Origin of the sequence: Novosphingobium sp. ERW19, from assembly GCF_012641315.1 — a bacterium.
In the GTDB taxonomy this organism is placed as follows: Bacteria; Pseudomonadota; Alphaproteobacteria; order Sphingomonadales; family Sphingomonadaceae; genus Novosphingobium.
The window spans coordinates 566285-584187 of record NZ_JABAIC010000001.1 but is presented as its reverse complement, the minus strand read 5'-3'; the positions used below and the strand labels follow the sequence as shown (position 1 = coordinate 584187).

The 17903-nt window shown below is 58.9% G+C and carries 17 protein-coding genes and 1 tRNA gene; 17 read left to right on the top strand and 1 reads right to left on the bottom strand.

The window, feature by feature from the left end; genetic code table 11:
* Positions 1-153: 153 nt before the first annotated feature.
* Positions 154-240 (top strand) — tRNA-Leu (locus HGI46_RS02950).
* Between the two features lie 156 nt (positions 241-396).
* Positions 397-1641, top strand: coding sequence for an integrase arm-type DNA-binding domain-containing protein (locus HGI46_RS02945; RefSeq protein ID WP_168903010.1), 1245 nt, complete (start codon positions 397-399; stop codon positions 1639-1641).
* A 36-nt stretch (positions 1642-1677) separates the two neighbouring features.
* Here the strand turns inward: HGI46_RS02945 and HGI46_RS02940 are convergent, their stop codons facing one another.
* Positions 1678-1995, bottom strand: a complete 318-nt coding sequence (locus HGI46_RS02940) for an MbcA/ParS/Xre antitoxin family protein (protein ID WP_168903009.1) — start codon at positions 1993-1995, stop codon at positions 1678-1680.
* Positions 1996-2128: 133 nt separating this feature from the next.
* On the opposite strand from HGI46_RS02940, the gene HGI46_RS02935 reads away from it, so the two are divergent.
* The 15 genes from HGI46_RS02935 (at position 2129) to HGI46_RS02870 (ending at position 17753) form a co-directional block, all read left to right on the top strand.
* Positions 2129-2398 carry a helix-turn-helix domain-containing protein gene (locus HGI46_RS02935; protein WP_240946534.1) on the top strand — a complete coding sequence of 90 codons (270 nt, stop codon included), beginning with the start codon at positions 2129-2131 and terminating at the stop codon, positions 2396-2398.
* Positions 2398-3735 carry a type II toxin-antitoxin system HipA family toxin gene (locus HGI46_RS02930; RefSeq protein WP_206065485.1) on the top strand — a complete coding sequence of 446 codons (1338 nt, stop codon included), beginning with the start codon at positions 2398-2400 and terminating at the stop codon, positions 3733-3735. The genes HGI46_RS02935 and HGI46_RS02930 overlap by 1 nt, the downstream gene beginning before the upstream one ends.
* Positions 3732-4628 (top strand): HNH endonuclease, encoded by an 897-nt coding sequence (locus tag HGI46_RS02925; protein ID WP_168903007.1) that lies wholly within the window; start codon positions 3732-3734, stop codon positions 4626-4628. The genes HGI46_RS02930 and HGI46_RS02925 overlap by 4 nt, the downstream gene beginning before the upstream one ends.
* A gap of 365 nt (positions 4629-4993) precedes the next feature.
* Entirely contained in the window at positions 4994-5314 is a 321-nt protein-coding gene (locus HGI46_RS02920) for a hypothetical protein (RefSeq protein WP_054121937.1), read from the top strand.
* Complete coding sequence (locus HGI46_RS22035; RefSeq protein ID WP_168903006.1) at positions 5311-5583, top strand: helix-turn-helix domain-containing protein; 273 nt, start codon at positions 5311-5313, stop codon at positions 5581-5583. The genes HGI46_RS02920 and HGI46_RS22035 overlap by 4 nt, the downstream gene beginning before the upstream one ends.
* A gap of 94 nt (positions 5584-5677) precedes the next feature.
* Entirely contained in the window at positions 5678-5884 is a 207-nt protein-coding gene (locus HGI46_RS02910) for a type II toxin-antitoxin system prevent-host-death family antitoxin (RefSeq protein ID WP_240946533.1), read from the top strand.
* On the top strand, positions 5884-7893 hold the full coding sequence (locus HGI46_RS02905; RefSeq protein WP_168903004.1) for a class I SAM-dependent DNA methyltransferase: 2010 nt from the start codon (positions 5884-5886) through the stop codon (positions 7891-7893). Before HGI46_RS02910 ends, HGI46_RS02905 begins: the two co-directional genes overlap by 1 nt.
* Positions 7890-9056, top strand: coding sequence for a restriction endonuclease subunit S (locus HGI46_RS22430; RefSeq protein ID WP_168903003.1), 1167 nt, complete (start codon positions 7890-7892; stop codon positions 9054-9056). Before HGI46_RS02905 ends, HGI46_RS22430 begins: the two co-directional genes overlap by 4 nt.
* Entirely contained in the window at positions 9053-10300 is a 1248-nt protein-coding gene (locus HGI46_RS02895; RefSeq protein WP_168903002.1) for an AAA family ATPase, read from the top strand. Before HGI46_RS22430 ends, HGI46_RS02895 begins: the two co-directional genes overlap by 4 nt.
* Positions 10297-10920, top strand: coding sequence for a retron system putative HNH endonuclease (locus HGI46_RS02890; protein WP_168903001.1), 624 nt, complete (start codon positions 10297-10299; stop codon positions 10918-10920). The genes HGI46_RS02895 and HGI46_RS02890 overlap by 4 nt, the downstream gene beginning before the upstream one ends.
* The gene (locus HGI46_RS02885) at positions 10917-13949 is read left to right on the top strand and encodes a type I restriction endonuclease (protein ID WP_168903000.1); all 3033 of its coding nucleotides are present in this window, start codon (positions 10917-10919) and stop codon (positions 13947-13949) included. The genes HGI46_RS02890 and HGI46_RS02885 overlap by 4 nt, the downstream gene beginning before the upstream one ends.
* Positions 13942-14085 (top strand): hypothetical protein, encoded by a 144-nt coding sequence (locus HGI46_RS21855; RefSeq protein ID WP_206065484.1) that lies wholly within the window; start codon positions 13942-13944, stop codon positions 14083-14085. Before HGI46_RS02885 ends, HGI46_RS21855 begins: the two co-directional genes overlap by 8 nt.
* The gene (locus HGI46_RS22340; protein WP_277346232.1) at positions 14072-16291 is read left to right on the top strand and encodes an AAA family ATPase; all 2220 of its coding nucleotides are present in this window, start codon (positions 14072-14074) and stop codon (positions 16289-16291) included. Before HGI46_RS21855 ends, HGI46_RS22340 begins: the two co-directional genes overlap by 14 nt.
* Positions 16288-16431, top strand: coding sequence for a hypothetical protein (locus HGI46_RS02875; RefSeq protein ID WP_168902999.1), 144 nt, complete (start codon positions 16288-16290; stop codon positions 16429-16431). Before HGI46_RS22340 ends, HGI46_RS02875 begins: the two co-directional genes overlap by 4 nt.
* Positions 16428-17753 (top strand): McrC family protein, encoded by a 1326-nt coding sequence (locus HGI46_RS02870; protein ID WP_168902998.1) that lies wholly within the window; start codon positions 16428-16430, stop codon positions 17751-17753. Before HGI46_RS02875 ends, HGI46_RS02870 begins: the two co-directional genes overlap by 4 nt.
* Positions 17754-17903: the final 150 nt, after the last annotated feature.

Sequence of the window (17903 nt, the reverse complement as noted above, 5' to 3'; positions counted from 1 at the left end):
GCAGGAGCAGTTTCAATGAGGAAACTCCCGTTCTGCAGCACGGTTGCAAAAAGAGTCGCGATTGACGGAATTTGCCCCGTTGACACCCCGCCGCGCCTGTCCTAGTGGCGCGCTCCTACCCGGCGAGACGGCGCTTCAGCCCCTCGCCTCCGTGCCCAGATGGCGGAATTGGTAGACGCACCGTCTTCAGGTGGCGGCGCTGGAAACGGCGTGGAGGTTCGAGTCCTCTTCTGGGCACCATTTTTCTTTCCGGACCCGTCCGCAAGCGTCCGGAAAAGTCCATGAAATCAGATACTTTTCAGGGTTTCGGCGTCCACCGGCATCCGGCTGAATTCGTTGAAATTGACGGTACATTACGGTATATCTGACGGTATCAAAACCGACAGAGGTGGCACCATGCTGACCGATCTGGCTGTCCGAAAAGCGGCTCCACGCGACAAGCCCTACAAGCTCTCCGATGGTGGCGGGCTATACCTGCTGGTGACGGCGGCAGGTCAGCGATACTGGCGGATGGACTATCGCTTCGGGGAAAAGCGGGCCACTGCAGCACTCGGGGTGTACCCGACCATCACCTTGGCCGAAGCACGCGCCAAGCGGCTGGAGATCAAGAAGCAGATCGCCGAGGGCATCAACCCGGCTGCCAAGCGCAAGATCGACAAGATCACCGGCCCGCTTGCCAATGTGAACAGCTTCAAGGCCGTGGCGGAAGAATGGCTCGACAAGGCCCGACGCGAGGGTCGTGCCGATGTGACCGTTGGCAAGCTGACATGGCTGCTCGAATTCGCCTACCCCATCATCGGAGACCGCAAAGTCGGCGAGATCAAGGCGCCCGAACTGCTCGCCGTCCTGCGCGCTGTCGAAAAGCGCGGCCATTACGAAACCGCACGAAGGCTGCGCAGCACCTGCGGCCAGGTCTTCCGCTATGCCATCGCCACCGGCCGCGCCGACCGAGACGTGTCGGCAGACCTGCGCGGCGCACTGATCGTGCCCAAGGTGACGCACCGTGCCGCCATCACAACACCGAAGGAAGCGGGCGAACTGCTGCGCGCGATCGACGCCTATTCAGGCTATCCGGTCACTCACGCAGCGCTGCGACTGGCTCCCTACGTCTTCGTGCGCCCTGGCGAACTGCGGCAGGCCGAATGGAGCGAATTCGACTTCACCCGCAACATCTGGACCATCGCTGCGGACAAGACCAAGATGCGCGTCGCACACCGCGTGCCGCTCAGCCGCCAAGTGCTCGCCATCCTGGAGGAACTGCGCGAGATCAGCGGCAATCGCCGCTACCTGTTCCCCGCCCAAGGCAAGCGCGACCGGCCAATGTGTGAAAACACGATCAACCTCGCGCTGCGTCGGATGGGATTCGATGGCACCACGATGACCGCGCACGGCTTCCGCGCCATGGCCAGCACGCTGCTGAACGAACAGGGCCGCTGGAATCCCGACGCAATCGAGCGCCAGCTTGGCCATGCCGAGACCGATGACGTCCGTCGCGCCTACGCGCGCGGCGAGCACTGGGATGAGCGGATCAGGATGATGCAGAGCTGGGCGGACTACCTCGACCAGCTCAGGTCCGGTGCAAAGGTGCTGCAAGGCAGCTTTCGCAAGCCATCAGGCGCTGCGAGCGCATTGCCGGGTTGATCCTGCTGCATTGCTCAGGATCTGTCAGCAATCTGTTCAGCTGGCGATTTCCGCATCAAGGTAGGCCTCGACGCGCCGCATACCTGCGAGGCCATCTGCCAGCATGAGATCCAGCGCGCATACTCCACCAAAGGCCTCATTCGGCGCACCAATCCACCGCGCAACCCTATCGCTGTCCGCGAATATGCATCGCAATGCGCGATGAATGCCTAGCAGCGCCGTAGCCCGCCCCTCGCCATTGAGAAGCCGCGCAACCGATTCGTCGGGAACGCCCCAGCGCGTTACCAATGCAGTGGCCGCTCGCGCCATCGCCAGCTTTTCATCTTCGTTATATTGAGCGCTGGCGATCGACAAGGACAGATCCACTGACTTCGACGCGCCCTCGATAGCACGGAACGTCCGCCCAGGCCACCAATCAACTTACCGAGCGGTAAGAATTTCCTGAAAGGCCTCAACATTCACGGATTTCCTTCCCGATCGGGCAGAAATGCTCTTGAAACTCTACAGCACATATGAGAACTTCCCGCTCGGTAAGACTGACATGATCGACAACGCAACCCAATTCGGCGCAGCCGTCGCCTCCGCCCGCAAGGCCCTTGGCCTTACCCAGCGCGAGCTGGCGCTCGCGATCAACAGCGGCGAACGCTTCATCGTCGATCTGGAAGCAGGCAAACCCACCGCCCAGCTCGGCAAGGCACTCGCCGCCGCAAAGGCTGTCGGCTTGCGGCTCACCGTAACCGGCATTTCGCAGGCCTGATGGTGGACCTTCCGGTTCACTACGAAGACCGCCTGGTCGCTACGATCAGCGCCGACGCGCAGGCAACCCGCCTTGCCTATGCGAATGCGTGGAGTTCATCCGCTGAGAGCTTCCCGGTCTCGCTAGCCATGCCGATCCGGCCAGAACCCTATGACGGGGAACAGGTCCTTCCATGGCTGATGAACCTCCTGCCGGAGGGCGAACCGCTGCGCGCAATGACGCGAGCGCTAGGCGCTGCACCGGAGGACGCACTGGGCCTGATCGCGCAGACCGGCAACGATCTGGCAGGCGCGCTCAGCATCGCTCCGCAGCGGCCGCGAGGCGAGCCCGGCTATCGCACGATCCCGGATGCCGGGGCACTTGAGCGGATCATCGAGGAACTGCCAGCGCGGCCCTTCCTGGTGGGCGAAGACGGAGTCTCGATGAGCCTTGCCGGGGCGCAGGAGAAGCTGCCGGTGGCGATCATCGACGGTCAGATCGCCGTGCCGATCAACGGCGCGCCCTCCACCCACATCCTCAAGCCCGACAATCCACGCCTGCCCGGCAGCGTCCAGAATGAGGCGCTGTGCATGGTTCTCGCTCACAGGATTGGTCTCAATGTCGCGCCGGTTACGACCGGCGTTGCGGGGAAGCGCAGCTATCTGTTGGTCGATCGCTACGACCGGATAGGCACCGGCAACGATGTCCGCCGCCTGCATCAGGAGGATTTCTGTCAGGCACTCGGCCGCCCGCCTGCCGCCAAGTATGAATTCAACGGCACCGGGACGCGCGGCCCCTCGATCGCAGACATGTTCGCGGTTGTCCGCCAGCATATGACTGCGCGCGACATCACCCGGCTGCTCGACGCCGTGATCTTCAACATCGCCATCGGCAACGTGGACTCCCACGCGAAAAACTACTCGATCCTGCTCGGCCCCGGTGCCCCGCAGCTTGCTCCGCTCTACGATCTCATGTCCGGGCTTGCGTGGGCGAACATCACCCAGAACCACGCCCAGGCCATCGGCGGCCAACGCCGCGGTCGGCACATCTACGGTCGCCACTGGCGGCGCATGGCCGAAGCCGCAGGCCTGGCAGCGCGAGGAACGGTGCAGCGGGTGGAACAGGTGACGGCACGGTTGCTGCGCGAACTGCCCGGAGCGGTCGAGGAGGTGGCAGCAAGGCCAGCAGGTTCCTCGATGCTGGAGGTCTTCGCAAAGGAGATCGAGGTACGGGCAACCGAAGTCAAGGCGCATGCAGGACAGGAAGGCCTGCCCGACACCGCTGAAGTGCCGACGGACGACGTACCGACGATAGGCGCAAGCGCCTATTCTGCTGACAGGGTAGCGGGAGCGTCATGACCAAAGGCATCTTCGTTCATCGCACCGACTCGATCTACGACGACAGCCCGGCGGAGCAGTATCAGTTCCCGCGCCAATACCTGACCCGCGTCAGCGCCTGCATTGGCGATTGGATCATCTACTACGAGCCGAGCAAGATCCGCGACACGCGCGGATACTTCGCGGTGGCCAAGGTGGCTCATGTCGTACCAGACCCGACCGTCAGGGACATGTATCTCGCCCTGATCGAACCCGGGACCTACCTGGACTTCCCCAACCCGGTAGCGTTCAACGGTCCCCTGGGGCTAGTCGAACGCGGAGTTCTCAACGAGCAGGGCAAGATTTCGGGTCGCGCCCAATCCGCAGTCCGGCCGCTATCCATCGAGGACTTCAACCGCATCATCGACCTTGGCCTTGCGGACGATGACAGCTTCCTACCCAGGATCGACGAGGCTTCCGACAATATGCTTCGCGAAGAACGTTCGCCGTTCCAGTTCGAGATCCGGCGCGACCGCGTGGCAAATCTCGGTTCACGACTGGTCCGTGACCGCCTGTTCCGCCGTCGTGTTGTCGAGGCCTATGATGCCCGCTGCGCGGTAACCGGGCTGAAGCTGATCAATGGCGGCGGCCGCGCTGAGGTCGAGGCCGCCCATATCAGGCCCGTGGATCGTGGCGGGCCGGACATCGTGACCAATGGGCTTGCCCTCTCAGGAACCGTCCACTGGATGTTCGATAGGGGCCTGATCGGATTGAATGACGACCTTGAGATTCTCGTCAGCCGGCAGGCGAACGACCCCGACAGCATCCGCTCTCTGATCAACAGGACCGGCTTCGCCATCCCACCACAGCGACCGCTAGAGCGCCCGCATCCGGCCTTCCTAGCGTGGCATCGCGAGCATTGCTTCAAATACTGACAAAACCTGCTTCAGGCGCCGCAGTGGCTCCGAACTCCTAAGGAACGTGCCTCAGTGCCGCCTAGCCTGTTGCAGGAAAATGGTCGGCCTGAATCTCAAAAGCTGGGTACAGTGTAAAGCACACCGTACGCGACAAATCGCAGGCAAAAATGGAGATAAAATCATTATATAACAAACTTTTAATGAGGATTTGTGAAATTGGCAGCTTCTCCGTCAAATCTGACTTGCGATCAGTCTTGGGCATTCCCGCAAATCACATATGGCCGAAAGGCGAGGAAATGCGCCAGTTTCAGCGAGCTTGACCGGGTAATCGAACATAAGTAGAACGAACTTGCCTTTCGCAGTGTGTTCCAGGCTCCACCAAAATGGAGTCCAGCATGACACGCAATGTTTCGATCCAGACCTACCTGCCCAAGCACGTCGCGGCCTGGGTTCAGGATGAAGCCAACCGCGCCAAACAGAGCCGCAGCCAATGGATCGGCGCCATCGTCACGGACCTGTTCCAAGGACAGGAACTGCGTGAGGAGGCGAGACAGAACGCCGAGTTCATCAAGCGCCGGTTGGTCTTCATCATGTGCGCCCTCGATGGCCTTCTGCTTGCCCATCCAGATGCGACCCTCCGGACTAAGGTGCATGAGGCGCATAGGCGCCAGCTCGACAAGCTCGCGCAGGAGAAGGGAGAATGAGGCGCCGGGAAGCCAAGACGCCCGCGAAGGACGAACAGCTCGACCTCCCATTCGATCGTCGCCTGAGGACAGCTCGAACCAACGGTGCTGAACCGCTCGCCGTCCGGATTCCCGATGCCGTGCGGATGACTGGGATAGGTCGCTCCAAGCTCTACCAGCTGATTGCGTCGGGGGAACTGGAAACGATCAAGATCGGCAGATGCACGTTGGTGCCGGTCGACGCGCTCAAGGACCTGTTGGCGAGGGCACGTGCTGCCAGTCACGAGTGAATTCTATCGCGCTTGATGCGACCGGCCGGGATGCGCAAACCGCGCCGGAGCATCCGGCGTACCAAAAGGAAATGAGCTTTCATTTCAAGTCGTGATGGCTAAAGTAGCTCCAACTATGGAGGGGCAAATGCAGCATATGTCGGCGCGGGACGCCAAGAATGGCTTTGGTCGATTGATCGATCTAGCCCGCGCAGCCCCCGTCTCCATCGACAAATACGGCAGACCTGTCGTGATCGTGCTGTCAGTGGAGGAATATGAACGGCTCTCGGCCCAGAGCGGAAAAAACGGAACAAACGCCTGATGGCCACGCATACTGACCTTGCCAACCTGATCTGGGAAATCGCCAACCTGCTGCGCGGCCCCTATCGTCCTCCGCAGTACGAACGGGTCATGCTGCCGCTGGTTGTTCTGCGCCGTTTCGATTGCGTGCTTTCCGATACGAAAGAAGCAGTGGTTGCCGAGGCAAAGCGCCGCGAGGGTAGCAAGATTCAAGGCGATGCGCTCGACAGCAAGTTGAACCAGGTTGCGGGGCATCGCTTCCACAACCGTGCGCCCTATGACTTCAAGAAGCTGCTGGGCGACCCGGACAACATCAACCAGCATCTGCAAACCTACATCAATGGCTTCTCCGCCAACGTCCGCAAAATCTTCGAGTATTTCGAGTTCACGGCAGAGATTGAGCGGATGCACGAGGCGGGCATCCTGTTCCTGATCGTCAAGGAGTTCGTGACTGTCGATCTCCACCCCAACAAGGTCAGAAACGACCAGATGGGCCTGCTCTTCGAAAACCTGATCCGGCGCTTCAACGAGCTGGCGAATGAGACAGCCGGTGACCACTTCACCCCGCGTGAGGTTATCACGTTGATGGTAGACTTGCTTTTCTACGACGATGACGACCTCTTCGTGAAAGAAGGCGTAGTCCGTACCATCCTTGATCCTGCGTGCGGCACAGGTGGAATGCTGGCGGAGGCGCAGGCCTATATGCGGCGGCACAATTCGCCCGCGAAGCTGTATGTCTACGGTCAGGATTACAACAAGCGCGCCTTCGCCACCGCCGCGTCAGACATGCTGATGAAGCAGGTGGACCACAACGGGCACGGCGAGAACATTCAGTTCGGCGATACCTTTACCGACGACAAGTTCGCGGAGGAGGGCAAGAACCGGTTCGATTACTTCATCGCCAATCCTCCTTTTGGCGTGGATTGGAAGAAGCAGCAGAAGGAAATCGTGGCCGAGCACGAGCGCGGCAAGTCTGGTCGCTTCCATGCCGGGCTGCCGCGCGTGAACGATGGATCGTTGCTGTTCCTGCAGCACATGATCTCGAAGTTCGAAGACTATGCGCCTGCCAAGCAAAAATACGGTTCCCGCGCCGCCATCGTATTCAGCGGTTCACCCTTGTTCACCGGCGGCGCTGGCGGCGGCGAAAGCAATATCCGCAAGTGGATCATCGAAGAGGACATGCTGGAGGCGATCATCGCCCTACCGGAACAGATGTTCTACAACACCGGCATTGGCACCTACATCTGGATCGTCACCAACCGGAAGGCAAAGGCTCGCAGGGGCAAGATCCAGCTGGTCGACGCGCGTGACACCTGGATTCCGATGCGCCGCAGCCAAGGCGACAAACGGCGCAAGATCGGTGAAGGTCCCGCGCTGGAGGGCGATGACCGTCCGAACGAGCCGGATCAGATTGCCGACATCGTTCGCCGCTATGGTCAGTTCGCCCAAGGCGAGCAGTCCAAGATCTTCGACAATGAGGATTTCGGCTACACCCGCGTCACGGTCGAGCGGCCTTTGCGGCTGCGCTATCAGATGACGGTCGAGGACAAGGCGCGCTTCCTTGAAGCCGCACCGCACCTGCTCGACGACATCCAGGCGATCGACAAAGATCTTGGCCGCGAACCGCTGATGGACTGGAATGGCGTGTCAAAATCCATCGAGCGCGTTCTGAAGCAGCGCGGATCTAAGTGGCGCGCGGCAGACGAAAAGCTGTTCCGCAGCGTGTTCACCACCAAGGATGCGGGCGCGGAGAAAGTACGTAAGGGTAAGGGCTTCGAGCCCGATCCCGATCTGCGCGATTTCGAGAATATCCCGCTCAAGGTCGATATTGACGCCTTCTTCGCGCGCGAAGTGCTGCCCCATGTGCCCGATGCCTGGATGGACCGGAGCAAGGACAAAGTGGGCTACGAAATCAACTTCAACCGCCACTTCTACAAGTTCACCCCGCCCCGCCCGCTCGCGGTGATCGATGCCGACCTGAAACAGGCGGAAGAGGAAATACTGCGCTTGCTGCGGGAGGTGACGGAGTGAGCGCGCTAAACACTCGCCTGAAGTACGTTACCCGTTTCGCATACGGTGAGGCTCTACCAACCGACGAAGTGCAGGACGGTCCGATCCCAGTTTACGGCTCGAATGGCTGCTTCGCGAGCTTTTCCCGTGCCAATACTGGCAGTCCCGCGATAATTGTCGGCCGGAAAGGCTCCTACGGCAAAGTGAACTGGACTCACGAGGCTTGTTTCGCCTCGGACACTACCTTCGTCGTGGACGAACGAACCACTTCGCACCACCTTCGCTGGCTGTATTGGCTGCTGCAGGCGCTGGATTTAGACAAAGGGTCGGACGAGGCTGCGGTGCCCGGACTGAACCGAGACAATGCCTATGAGCGTGAGGTGCTGCTACCGGATGGAAAAATTCAGCGAGCGATAGCCTCATTCCTAGACTCGGAAACTCACGCTGTGGACGCCCTGATCGAGGCCAAGCAAAGGCTGCTAGACCTGCTGGCGGAAAAGCGGCGGACGCTGGTGGCAGAGGCGGTCATGCGCGGGCTGGACCGCTCCGCCCCCTTGCGCCCATCCGGCATCGACTGGCTCGGCGACATTCCGGCGCATTGGGAGGTTCGTCGCCTCGCGACGCTTTTCACCGAGAAGGACGAACGAAACGAGCCGGATTTGCCGCTGCTAGAGGTTTCGATCAACACCGGCGTATCCGTCCGGCAATTCTCGACCACCCAGATTGAAGGGACAGCCGCCGATTTCAACACATATAAGGTCGCCCGGAAAGGCAGCATCGCGTTCAACAAGATGCGGATGTGGCAAGGCGCCGTTGGTGTTACTCCTACTGACGGATTGATCAGCCCGGACTATGTAGTTGCTGATCCTTCGCCAGATATTGACGCCGTATTTGCTGGCCTACTCTTTCGCACAGCGGCCTTCAGCGCGGAATGCGCGCGCAATTCTGTAGGCATTACATGGGACAGGCTGCGGCTGTATTGGGATGGCTTCCGGGATATCACCATCGGCCTGCCGCCACTGGATGAGCAGAGACAAATCGCCGAACGGCTTGGCGCCGAGGCGTCAAAAATCGACAAGCTGGCAAATGCCACCGAACGCTCCATCACCTTGCTGAAAGAACGCCGCAGCGCCCTGATCGCCGCCGCCGTCACCGGCCAGATTGCCATCCCGGAGGCCGCATGAAGATCACCAAGCTCGATGTGACCAACCTGCGCGGCTTCGAACATGCCTCGTTCGAACTCGATCCGTCCTTCACGCTGCTGGTCGGCGTCAATGGCGTGGGGAAGAGCAGTGTGCTGGAAGCCTTGCGGATTTCCCTATCACGGGTGATGCCCAAGTTCACGGCCAGCAAAGCCATACCCATCGCATTTGCTGACGATGATACGCGCATCGGAAGCCCGGCCCTGACCGTGCGATTGGACTTCCTGTTTGCAGATGGCGCACGCCACTTCCTGATGCACCTGCCGCGCGAGAAATACGTGCCGGATCAGGAAGGCTCCGTGCGGGCGGGCGCGATGACTTTGCCCGATCAGGAAGAAATGTCGCAGCCCTGGCCGAAGGTGGACAAGGATGGCAGCCAGCCGCTGGCGCTGTTTTTCGGAGTTCGCCGGTCGCACCCCACGGACGAACGGATCAACAAAGGCCGCACGACCACGGGCCAAGCCATCGCTTATGCCGATGCGCTCTCTACTGTCCGCGCGCTCCATCTGGCTGATATTGCGTCGTGGATTCTGGCGCAGGAAGCCTTGGCCGAGGAACTGCCGCGCGCACGGCTGCACCTCGACGCGCTAAAGTCCGCCGCCGCGCGTTTTTTGCCAACTTGCACTGATCTTCGCGCCACCAACGAAGACGAAAAACCGCGCCTGCTGATCACCAAAGGTAGCGTGGAACTGGACGTGCGCCACCTATCCGAAGGCGAACGCGGGATGCTGGCGCTTGCCCTCGATCTTGCCCGCCGGTTGTCGCAGGCCAATCCCGGATTGGACGATCCCGTGCACGATGGCGTAGCGGTCGTCCTGATCGACGAGCTTGATATGCACTTGCACCCGAGCTGGCAGCGGCAGGTTTCCAGCCTGCTTACGCAAACATTCCGCAACTGCCAGTTTATTGCGACGACCCATTCGCCGCAGATTTTCGGTGAAATCAAACCCGATCAAATTCGCAAAATCGATGGCGGCAAGGTCTATAGCCCGGGGCATTCTTATGGCGTCGATTCCAGCCGGTTGCTTGAAGAAGAAATGGATACTCCGCCGCGCAATGCCGAAGTTGCGGCAAAGCTTGACGTTATCGCGTCGCTCATCGGCGAAGAGAAAGGCGTAGAGGCGCGCAAGGCCATCGACGCGCTGGCCACGGAAATTGGTGACGGCGATCCCGAAATCACGCGCGCGCGGCTCTTGCTCGATTTTCTGGATGAGGGTGCAGAATGAGGGCCATTGCTAAGGGCGATGAGCCTGCCTGCCTTACCGCGCATCGGGCGATGGAACACAGCTTCTACCAGAACTATCAGGGCAAGGATGCGCTGCGCGCCGCACTGGTGGCCGAGCAACGAGGTCTGTGTTGCTATTGCATGGGGCGTATTATCGCCGACGGCCAGAAGATGAAGATCGAGCACTGGCAATGCCAGGCGAATTACCCGCATCTGCAATTGAACTACGACAATCTCTTGGGCGCCTGCCTTGGCGGGCACGGAGCGCAGCCCGATGGCCAAACTTGCGACAACCGCAAGGCCAATCAGGATTTGCAGTGGAACCCCGCGACGCCCGCGCACGATATCGAAGCTCGCATCAAATATCGAAGCAACGGGGAGATTCGGTCCGATGACAAGGTATTTGATGGACAGCTAGATAGTGTTCTCAATCTCAACATTGCGGTTTTGAAGAACAGCCGAAAAGGCGCACTTGACGCTGTGCTCGATTGGTGGCGCACAAAGAACCCCAGTAATGATCAGGTTCGCGTAGAAATAGAAAAATACGAGACCAGTGTAGATGAACTCCTGCCCTTTAGGCCTGTTGCTATCTGGTTCTTGAAAAAGAGGTTGGCTGCATGACCCACGCAAAGCCCGCCCGCCATACCGAAGAAGCCTTCGAGATCGTTGTCGAGGGGGTACTACTGACGAATGGCTATGCCTCGATCGCATCGGACAAGTTCGACCGTGCATCTGCCATCTTCCCCGACGCAGTGCTCGATTTTATCCGCACCACCCAGCCGAAGGAATGGAGGGCGCTTGAGGCGCTCCACGGCGAGAAAACGGGCGCACAAGTACTGGCAGACCTGGTCAAGTGGATCGATACCAATGGTTCGCTCGCCACACTGCGGCACGGCTTCAAGTGCTATGGCAAGACTCTCCGCGTAGCCACATTCAAGGCCGCGCATGATCTGAACGCAGAGCTGGAGGCGCGATATGCCGCCAACATCGTCAGCGTTACACGTCAGCTTCGCTACTCGCTGAGCAACGACAATGAGCTCGACCTGGTGCTAAGCGTCAACGGCATTCCGGTGATCTCGGTCGAATTGAAAAATGCTATGACGGGATCAACCGTTGAGGATGCCATTCGCCAGTACCGCCGTGACCGCGATCCGCGCGAACCGATTTTCGAGTTCAAGCGGAGGATCCTCGCGCATTTCGCCGTCGATACGGATGCGGTCTTCATGACGACGCGATTGGCCGGTCCAGCCACGCACTTCCTGCCCTTCAATCGCGGCAACGAGGGCGGCGCTGGCAATCCACCTGACCCGACCGGCCGGAGCTATCGCACGGCCTACCTTTGGGAAGAAGTGCTCCAGCGCGACAGCCTGCTCGATCTGCTGGCCCGGTTCATCCATTTGCAGGTGGAAGAAAAACGCGATGACGCAGGCCGGAAGGTCAAGAAGGAAACCCTGATCTTCCCGCGCTACCATCAGCTCGAGGCAGTCCGCGATCTGGTTGCAAAGGCGAAGTCCGAAGGCCCAGGCCACAATTATCTGATCGAGCATTCGGCGGGCAGCGGCAAGAGCAACACCATCGGTTGGCTTACTCATCGCCTTGCGTCGCTGCACGACAGCGCCAACGACCGGGTGTTCGACAGTGTCATTGTCATCACCGATCGCGTGGTGCTCGACAAGCAGTTGCAGGATACGATCTATCAGTTCGAGCACAAGCACGGGGTGGTGCAGAAGATCGACGACAATTCCCGGCAGCTGGCGGAAGCGCTCGAAAGCTCAGTGCCGATCATCATCACGACCTTGCAGAAGTTTCCGTTTGTCTCGCGCCAGCTGATCCGGCTGGCGGAAGAGCGGGGGGACGATGGTGACGGGGTGCTCAAGACCCGGAATTTTGCAGTCATCATAGATGAAGCGCACAGCTCACAAGGCGGTGAAGCGGCAACGGACCTGAAAGAGGTCCTTGGCGGCGAGCGACTACGCGAAGAGGCGCAGCGCTATATGGCCGAGAACGACAGCGTCAGTGAGGATGAGCTGTTCCGCAGCATGGCGAAGCGCGGCCGCCAAGCCAACATCAGCTTTTTCGCATTCACTGCGACGCCGAAGCACAAGACATTGGCGGTGTTTGGCAATGGCGGAAAGCCTGCCCATCGCTACACCATGCGCCAGGCCATCGAGGAGGGCTTCATTCTCGATGTTCTGAAGCATTACACCACCTATGCCACCTATTTCCGGCTGTTGAAGGCAAGTGATGACGATCCGAATGTCGTCAGGAAAAAGGCGGCGCTGGCGCTGGCGCGCTTCCTGAAGCTGCATCCGCACAATATCGCCCAAAAGACCGAGGTAATGGTCGAGCACTTCCATGCAGCCACTCAGCACAAGGTTGGCGGCCGCGCCAAAGCCATGGTCGTTACCGGCTCCCGGCTGGAAGCAGTGCGGTACAAGCAGAGCTTTGACGCATACATCAAGGCAAGGGGGTATGCGATCAAATCGCTAGTCGCATTCTCGGGTGCGGTGGCCGACGACAAGCTTCCCGATGTCACCTACACCGAGGAAGCAATGAATCTTGGTGTCCGCGAAAAGGAGCTGCCCGACGTCTTCGCCACGTCCGAATATCAGGTTCTGCTGGTTGCAGAGAAATATCAGACCGGATTTGACCAGCCACTTCTTCATACGATGTATGTCGACCGACGCCTGTCAGGCATCCAGGCCGTCCAGACCCTATCTCGGCTCAATCGCACTCACCCTTTCAAGGAAGATACGTTCATTCTCGATTTCGTGAATGAACGAACCGAGATCCAGGAGGCCTTCAAGACCTACTACGAAGGCGCAGAGATCGGCGAGGAAGTCGACCCGAACCGGATGTATCAGATCAAAGGCGAACTGGATTCAAGCGGCATATACACCCTTAGCGATGTCGACCTTTTCTCAGAGACATACTTTAAGCCCAAGCTGAAGCAGAGCCCGGCCGATCACCAAAAAATGAATGCCGTTATCGATCGGCCAGTGTCCAATTTCACTGATCTTGTGAGAACCGATCCAGCCGAAGCTGAGGTATTGCGCGGAAAGATTCTGGCATTTGGCAGTCTCTACAGCTTTCTGAGCCAGATCATTCCATATCAGGACTCTGATCTGGAGAAGTTGTACGTCTTCCTACGGCATCTGGCCGCGAAGCTACCGAAGAAGGGGGGCAGCCCGTCCTATCAGTTCGACGACGAAGTCCGGCTCGATTACTATCGCCTTCAGAAGGTCAGTGAGGGCTCAATCAGCCTTTCCGAAGGTACTGCCAACAAGCTCGACGGCCCGTCCTCTGTCGGCTCGAAGGTGGCGCGCGAGGAGGAAGTACCGCTTTCCCGACTGATTGATGTTGTAAATGACCGCTTTGGCACCGATTTCAACAATGCCGACCAGTTGTTCTTCGATCAGATCGTTGAGGCAGCAATGGCCGACGCCAATTTGCGGCAAGCCGCCATTGCGAATCCAGGCGAAAAATTCGAGCTGTTGTTTAAGAATTTGCTTGAAGCGCTGTTTGTTGAGCGCATGGATCAGAATGAAGAGATTTTCGCGCGGTTCATGAATGACAAGGCCTTCCAAGGTCTTGTCACCAACTGGCTTGCGACTGAGGCTTACGCCAAGCTGCGGAGATCACATGAATAACGGCATGAAGGTCGACCAGACTTTGTCAGCGCATTGCGATGCTCTGCCTTTCGAGCCCGGCAATGTTGCGTGCGCCCAGCAGATCTTCACCGCAGATATCCGTATCATGCAGCAGGATGGCTATGCGCGACGTTGAGTTCAAGGAATGGCTGGGTCGGCGACTTTACCAAGGGAAGCCGCTGAAGACTGTCGGCAATCGTGTCGGATGGGTCAAAGCAGCAGAGCGAGCATTAGGCGAGCTTGGTTTCGAGCAGGCCACTCTCGAAGATGTTCACAATGCTGGACATTGGGATAACCTGTTGCAGGCCCTAGCCCGGCTGCGTTCCGACTGGCGCACCAACGAAGCTGCTGCAAAGGCCATAGCACCGCAATCGGCCGACCCGCATCTACAGGTCGCCAATACACGGCAGGCGGTCGGGATGTACGGCAAATTTCTAGATGGTGCTGATCCGAACTACGAGGAAGAGGGTCAGGAAGGCGTGGCCAATATGAGCGGCATCCAAAGATCTGACGTCGAAGCGGCTATGGACGAATGCGATGCAATGGGCGTCGATGCGTTCATGGACGAGTACGGCTACAGCTGGAACAATCTACGCTATTGGGTCGAACGCGGTAAAAAATCCTATCCGTCCAAAGCTGTATTCGGTGTCGCGCATAGATTTCTCGATCAAGGTGCGGCGCTCAGCAATGACGAGTGCAATGGGACAACCGCGCGGAAGAAGCTTTCCTCATTAGGCTTCAAAATTATCGAACAAACGGGACTTCCGCAAAATTTGCCGGCTCGACCCCACCATCCTGCAGAATCGCAGGTTTCTACCCTTCCCACGAATCTTATTCTGTATGGCCCGCCCGGTACTGGTAAAACGTACAACACAGCACTGGAGGCGGTGAAGCTATGCGACGGCTCCGCGCATTACCCGCAAACCAAGGAGGGCCGTGCTGCGCTGATGGCGCGGTATAATGAGCTAGTTGCCGAAAAGCGGATCGCCTTCGTCACCTTTCACCAGAACTATGGCTACGAAGATTTCGTCGAGGGCCTGCGCCCTGTGCCCATAGGGAACAGCGATGGGGAATCCGTGGGCTTCCATCTGCAACCAGAACCAGGACTATTCCGGCTGATCGCAGAACGCGCAGAAACTGGCGGTCTCGCGGTTGGAAGTGAGCCTTTGAATATCGCTGATAGAGCGGTCTACAAAATGTCGCTTGGGGAGGTTGCTGACTCAGCGTCCGATTTCGTTTTTACGGAGTCCCTCAAGAACAACTACGCACTGTTCGGCTTTCGTGACATTGACTGGACCGACCCCCGCTTTTCGGACCGAGAAGAGATATTCTCTGAGGTAAAAAGGCGCTTTCCCGATGACGATGTCACCCCCAACAAGGGTGTGGTGCAATCGCCGGATGTATTCCGCAACCAGCTGGAAATCGGCGATATGTTGGTTGTCGCCAAAGGCAATCATCGGTTTCGAGCAATTGGGATTGTCGAAGGCCAATACGAATATGCGCCCCGGGCTGATGGCCGATACTGTCACCGCAGAAAAGTGCGATGGCTTTGGCATGACAAAGATGGGCTGGACGTCAGCGAATTGTATCCTCCAAAGTTCATCCAGAAAACGCTTTATCGGCTCAAGGACGTGGAACTTAATCGCTCCCTTATTGCTCGGCTTATCTCAGATGCCGTTAGCGAAGGGGCCGAAGGCGATCCATTACCGCACGTACTGATCATCGACGAGATTAACCGCGCCAATGTTTCGAAGGTGTTCGGCGAACTCATCACATTGCTGGAGTCTGACAAGCGGGCGGGCATGGATAATGCGCTGTCGGTGACGTTGCCGTATTCCAAGCGTCAGTTCTCCGTACCCGCCAACCTCCACATCATCGGCACAATGAACACGGCGGACCGCTCCATCGCTCTGCTCGACACCGCCCTGCGACGCCGGTTTCAGTTCCGCGAAATGGCTCCGGAACCCGATCTGCTCGGCCTCGTCGAGGGTATCGACCTCAAGGCCGTGCTCACCACAATCAACCAGCGCATCGAGTATCTCATCGATCGCGAGCACCGCATCGGACACGCATTTTTCATTAACTGCGAGACAGCCGAGCAAGTTCACGCAGCCATGCGCGACAAGGTCATTCCCTTGTTGCAGGAATACTTCTTCGAGGACTGGAGCCGTATTCATGCGGTGCTGGGTGACGGGTTCATCCGGGAAGACATGCTTGATCCGCCGCCGGGCATCGAAGGCGACCGGGTTTCGAGCTGGTCGGTGCTCGCACCGTTCAACGCCGATGCATTCGATCGGTTGATGGGCAAAATGGTCAAGGCGCCGGAGGAGCTTGGCGAGTGATCGCCGAGCTGGCCACCCATCTGCTCCCCGGCGTGCCTGTCGAGCAGGTTGCCGCCTGCTCGTGGCGTGAATGGTTGGCGTGTTTCCCGCCGAGCCCGACCGATCCTACCGATCGCGCCATCGCCGGGTTCCGCCCGTGACCCATCTGACCGTCTACGAATGGGGGCCTACGGGCGTACACAATGACACCGGAGCAGCGCCGAAGAACGCCTTCACCCGGAGTCAGGCAAATGCCCTGCTTCGGGCTGCGCGGTCGCACACGCTGGCCAATCAGTCAGGGACCAATATCCTTGTCGATCGATACAGCGAGCTAAGAGCCCAGCAAGTTGTTGGAGTTATTGCCGCCCCGGGTTGCAGTCTTGAAATTCTGCCCAAAATCGATTCCGGCGTCGCTGAGGGCGACGAGGCAATCCGGACTCGGCTCATGTCAATGCTCGACGTCGCGCTTGGTCTCAAACTCGGAGACGGACAGGCGCTGGCAATGGCGCGGCAGAAGGAAACCTTGCTCGATATTCTGATCCGCCTGTTTACTGATCGCCTGCTGGCCGAGGCACGACGCGGCCTGCCCCGCGGCTATATGTCTCAGGAAGACGATCTAGCGGCGCTGAGGGGGCGACTCAATGTCATCCGTCAGTTCACCCATCACGCCGTGCGACCCGACCGGCTTGCCTGCCGCTTCGACACTCTGAATCCAGACACCCCCTTGCTGCGGATCATGAAGGCCTGTGTCTTACTGCTGCGCAGTCACGCGCGCGCGCTGGAAACGCAGCGGCGGTTGGACGAGCTCCGTTTCATCCTCGCCGATGTGAGCGACGTGGCTATTGGTGCGCTACCCTGGACGCAGGTGAGAATTGATCGGACAAACCGTCGCTGGGAAAGCCTTTACGAACTGGCGAAGCTATTCCTAAAACGTGAATGGCAGCGCACCAACCACGATGCCAGAGCGGCCCAGGGGATTACACTGCTGTTCGCTATGAACGATCTGTTCGAAGCCTATATCGCAGCTCTGGCGCGCAAGGCTTTGTTGGGGACCGATCTGACCGTACATTCGCAGAGTGGTCTGCGCTATTGCCTGATGGAGGAGTGCGAAGGCGGCAGGCCGCGCTTCCAGACGACGCCGGACATTCTGATCAAGCGGAATGGGCAGGTTCAGTTGGTGATCGACACCAAGTGGAAGCTGGTTGGTCAAAATCCCGAAGACAAGAAACGCGGAGTGTCGCAGTCAGACGTCTATCAGATGATGGCGTATGCCCGACTCTATGAGTGCCGCGAGGTGATGTTGTTATATCCTCATCACGCCGGTCTAGGAGCCGATGGTCTGAAAGCCGCTTACGCCATAATGAAAGGCGATGAACGCCTGCGGATCGCAAGCGTAAACCTGACTACTGGAAAGCAGGTGGTTCAACAGCAGCTAGCGGAATTGATTGCCCCCGATGTTGCCGGCTTGGAGGTGGACGCTTAACATTGCCACGTTTGATGCGGACGCCGATCGGGGCCTGGTTTCGAGCATATGCTGTGTGGTGCAATGCGCGTCGAAACTCTGTCCGCAGCAATTTGAGTCCTCATCGAGGACCAAGCAGAAGCGCGAAACGGTATTTTTGACGGTATCGAA

Excerpts from the sequence above, each read along its gene's own strand:
- HGI46_RS02945 (WP_168903010.1), top strand. The coding sequence starts at position 397 with ATGCTGACCGATCTGGCTGTCCGAAAAGCGGCTCCACGCGACAAGCCC.
- HGI46_RS02935 (WP_240946534.1), top strand. The coding sequence starts at position 2,129 with ATGCTCTTGAAACTCTACAGCACATATGAGAACTTCCCGCTCGGTAAG.
- HGI46_RS02930 (WP_206065485.1), top strand. The coding sequence starts at position 2,398 with ATGGTGGACCTTCCGGTTCACTACGAAGACCGCCTGGTCGCTACGATC.
- HGI46_RS02925 (WP_168903007.1), top strand. The coding sequence starts at position 3,732 with ATGACCAAAGGCATCTTCGTTCATCGCACCGACTCGATCTACGACGAC.
- HGI46_RS02920 (WP_054121937.1), top strand. The coding sequence starts at position 4,994 with ATGGAGTCCAGCATGACACGCAATGTTTCGATCCAGACCTACCTGCCC.
- HGI46_RS22035 (WP_168903006.1), top strand. The coding sequence starts at position 5,311 with ATGAGGCGCCGGGAAGCCAAGACGCCCGCGAAGGACGAACAGCTCGAC.
- HGI46_RS02910 (WP_240946533.1), top strand. The coding sequence starts at position 5,678 with ATGGCTAAAGTAGCTCCAACTATGGAGGGGCAAATGCAGCATATGTCG.
- HGI46_RS02905 (WP_168903004.1), top strand. The coding sequence starts at position 5,884 with ATGGCCACGCATACTGACCTTGCCAACCTGATCTGGGAAATCGCCAAC.
- HGI46_RS02895 (WP_168903002.1), top strand. The coding sequence starts at position 9,053 with ATGAAGATCACCAAGCTCGATGTGACCAACCTGCGCGGCTTCGAACAT.
- HGI46_RS02890 (WP_168903001.1), top strand. The coding sequence starts at position 10,297 with ATGAGGGCCATTGCTAAGGGCGATGAGCCTGCCTGCCTTACCGCGCAT.
- HGI46_RS02885 (WP_168903000.1), top strand. The coding sequence starts at position 10,917 with ATGACCCACGCAAAGCCCGCCCGCCATACCGAAGAAGCCTTCGAGATC.
- HGI46_RS21855 (WP_206065484.1), top strand. The coding sequence starts at position 13,942 with ATGAATAACGGCATGAAGGTCGACCAGACTTTGTCAGCGCATTGCGAT.
- HGI46_RS22340 (WP_277346232.1), top strand. The coding sequence starts at position 14,072 with ATGCGCGACGTTGAGTTCAAGGAATGGCTGGGTCGGCGACTTTACCAA.